The organism is Acinetobacter sp. ABJ-A23_2, assembly GCF_044538765.1.
Classification (GTDB): Bacteria; Pseudomonadota; Gammaproteobacteria; order Pseudomonadales; family Moraxellaceae; genus Acinetobacter; species Acinetobacter nosocomialis_A.
In genome coordinates, this window is the sequence record NZ_JBIUCP010000094.1 from 1 (window position 1) to 3,649 (window position 3,649).

General features: G+C 31.6%; 3 protein-coding genes and 1 pseudogene. 2 read left to right on the forward strand and 2 right to left on the reverse strand.

The window, feature by feature from the left end; translation table 11 throughout:
• Nucleotides 1-254: 254 nt before the first annotated feature.
• Nucleotides 255-884, forward strand: a complete 630-nt coding sequence (locus ACH63V_RS17900; RefSeq protein ID WP_396464298.1) for a hypothetical protein — start codon at nt 255-257, stop codon at nt 882-884.
• A gap of 269 nt (nt 885-1,153) precedes the next feature.
• Here the strand turns inward: ACH63V_RS17900 and ACH63V_RS17905 are convergent.
• Nucleotides 1,154-1,292 (reverse strand): annotated as a pseudogene (locus tag ACH63V_RS17905) (integrase).
• Nucleotides 1,293-1,810: 518 nt separating this feature from the next.
• Here ACH63V_RS17905 and ACH63V_RS17910 point away from each other — a divergent pair.
• Entirely contained in the window at nt 1,811-2,416 is a 606-nt protein-coding gene (locus tag ACH63V_RS17910) for a sce7726 family protein (protein ID WP_032007592.1), read from the forward strand.
• Nucleotides 2,417-2,581: 165 nt separating this feature from the next.
• Here the strand turns inward: ACH63V_RS17910 and ACH63V_RS17915 are convergent, their stop codons facing one another.
• Nucleotides 2,582-3,556 (reverse strand): hypothetical protein, encoded by a 975-nt coding sequence (locus ACH63V_RS17915; protein ID WP_396464299.1) that lies wholly within the window; start codon nt 3,554-3,556, stop codon nt 2,582-2,584.
• Nucleotides 3,557-3,649 lie beyond the last annotated feature (93 nt).

Here is a 3,649-nt window from a genome sequence, read left to right on the forward strand (position 1 = left end):
GTTTAATCTAGTGAAATATAATGATTATGGGGTGAAGGATTATATAATTGTGAAGACTATTTGAATAAGAATTTTTATTAATGAGAAATAATTTCTTTAATTAATAACATCTTCTTACTTAATAGGGGTATTTATGAAACATAACTAACCTAAAGGTGAATTATAATAATAATTGTCAAGCATATTTCAAAAGTTATTTTAATATTCTAGTTCTTTTGAAAGACACTAGATTTTAAAATATAGGGAGTAAGAAAATGGTAAATACAAAACAATCAAATACAGATGGTAATCATACGACTCAAAAAGAGCCATCTTCCAATAGTAATGTATTAAATAGCAAACCAATACAAGATACTTCATCCACAAATGATAATGCTCGTCCAGATTTAAACTCACCACCGACCAATGACAATCATGTACCTGATATGAATGAAGGGGGAGAAGATTTGGCAGCTGTAAGTGCAGGAACCTTGGGAGGAGCGGCTATAGGTGCTGCATTCGGTGTTGTTGGGGGGCCTCCAGGTGCTGTTGTTGGAGGGATTATTGGTGGTGTAGTAGGGGGAATAGCAGGTAATGATATAGCTCAAACAAATAATCAAAAAGATGATAGTAATTCTTGGCAAGAAGAAGATAATTATTGGCGAGAAAACTATAAAAAAATGCCATATTATACTGAAGACAAGAATCTAGAATATGATCGTGATTATCGGGTGGCTTATCGTTTAGGTTATGAAAATCGTGTAGATAATAATGCAGAAATTAATTTTTCCGAGGTTGAATCTAAATTGAAAACTAAATGGGAACAAGTTAAAGGCAGTTCACGTTTACAGTGGGAGGAAGCTAAATTTGCTGTAGAAGATGGATTGAAAAAAATTCATCCTTAATTCATTTAATACTTAGAAGTCTCCTCAATGGGGGGAGACTTGCGATAATATACTTTTAAGCTAATTTTTAATTTCAATATCAATAAAAACTTAATGATGGGTTTAATCATAAAATATTAATTATATTTTCATTATTCTTTCTTCTTTAGGCATTTAAGTATTTGAACAATTAAGCGGGCACTCTTCATTTTTCTGCCTTCTTCTTGATAGTACTGTTCAAAAAGGGCATAGAAGGAGATATGGATTTTTTCAGACTCAGGATTAGCCTGTTAAGATCGTAATTCTAATAATTTTTTAGCGGCCCATTGTTCACACTTACTCGCTGTATCTCGAGTAGCCGTATAACGTTTGCCTAGATAACGAACAGTGATGCGCCACTCCGTCCCCGCGTTTAACTGGCTTTTGCATAATAACCTCCAAATTTCGTAGTGTTGCAACGGAAATATAAAGCGTTTTTTAATGCGAATTTTGACTATTTTGAGTAGTCAAAGCTAACCAATAGCCAATAAAAAACCACCTAATTCTTTCGAATTAAGTGGTCTTTAAATTTTGGAGAGAGGGACGAGATTCGAACTCGCGACCCTAACCTTGGCAAGGTTATAATAAATATTAAATAACAACAGGTTATATTTTAATGGTGACGAAGTGGTGTCGAATATTTTTTTACAAAAATCTTGAGTTACTTTGAATGTTTTTCTCATTATTTTTCAAAATTACTAACAGAATATGATTCTAAAAAATGTATGAGATTATCTACAATTAATTCTAATATAAATAATCTATTGTCATAGCAGCAGATGCATATTAGATTACTAATAAACAGAACAATAATTTTTTAAGTACTAATGGACGATTGAAAAATCATACTGGTTTGTTAGAATCTTTTCCACTTTTTGCATGGAGGCAAAAGTAACGGAGGATACTTTATGTTTTACACTGAAAATGCACTTGGGCCTGACGAAATTAGAATTAATTTAACCAATTGGCTTAAAGATAAAGCTGAATTAAAACATAATGATATGCTTATTAATGAGTTAGGTTTTTACAATAGAACTCCTGAATCATCAGTTGAAACAACTTTCCGAGCTGACTTAGTTTTGGCCAATGGTCGTCTAGTCGGATTTGAAATTAAATCTAAGGCAGATTCTTTAAAACGTTGGGATAAGCAAATGTTAGCTTATAGCAATGTTTTCAATGAAGTTTGGTTATGTTGTCATAGCTCTCATCTAAAAAAAGCAATTGAAACTACTGAAAATCATATTGGAATTTTAATGGTTGATGACCATGGTACAATTGCAATTTATAAAAATGCTAGTCCAAATAAAAATATTAATGCTTTTGATTTAACAAGTTTTTTATGGAAGGATGAACTTAAAGAATTGGCATATTTAAATAACTTGGCTATTCGCTCATCTGATAATAAGAAAGTTATAAGGGAACGAATAGCATCAAATATTGATATGAATGTAATTAACGATTTTGTTTTAAAATGTCTTAAAACTAGAGATAGAGCTTATTCTTTAGTTGATTGAAATTTATTCATCTTCATCTTTTGGAGTAAGTAATTTGTTGTAAAGGTCTTCGGTTAACAGCTTATTCAAAAGAGTAATATGTTGATTAATCCGAATTTTATTCCATACAGAATTTGTTTTGGGTTCTTCAGTACATCGACTAATTGCGTGAATTCTTCGATTTCCCTAACAAAAATTCTCACCATGTTCCTTAAAGTGTACAGTTTCAACAATTCGCTTTGCTACTTCAATTAATTGCTCCCATTCTCCGCTCTTACCGTAACGATATTGAATCCAGCCTAAGTCAAAGGCATAACCTGCAAAAGGTATAGGTAGACTCATTTTTGCAGGATCGTAATCATCTGAAATATCTCTTAATGGATTCGTAGAGGCGTAATCACCATATATACATCTAATAGCTGGATTTGACTTATTTACTAATTGTGCGAAATAAGCTTGCCAAATTGGATCTAAATTTCTAATCTCTAATTCTTCATTTTTATTGGGACGATTATTAGGCCAAGAGGTACTTAAAGTTAAGATATTCTTAATTTCATATGATATAGCTCTGTTCAAACATTTCATCACTGCACTTTCTGCACTTAAAGAAGGTATGACTTCGATTGAGCATATATCAATAATAAGAAGGATTTTATTTATTTTCTCATCAGGAATTGCATTCATGATAGATGAGAAAATACCAAGCTTTTTATCTAAAGTTGTGCTATCAATATGATCTATTTCTAATCTGATTCCTAAATAATCAAATTTATCTAATACTTTTAATGCAAACTGTGTTACAGACCTAGCATCGTCTAATGCATTAAAACCTACTATTGGCTTTATATTCGAGTTTAGCTGAGATAAATTTTCGAAAAAATTATATTTGTATTCATAATGGTTCTCTGAATTGTCTAATAGAGGAGCAATACCTGAGACTTGATCAAGTGTATATCTGGAATTATCAACAAATAATGGTCCACCATCCCAGTCGCTCAAGAAGCGTTCAATATCTTTAAGTGATTCTGAATTACTTCTCAATATTAATAACGGGGCGACTTTCTGTTTAACTTCCTTATCAAGTTCGGTAAGTGCCGCTAGTTCAAATCTACTAGTTCTTATTGCTGGACAATAGTTTATTGTGCTCAATAGGTTATTCATTATTTCTCCCCCCGATCCATAGTAAGAGTCATGTCGGGCTCATGACAAAAATTAAATTTATTTGGTTAAAATTTATAAAGATTTATTAAATAT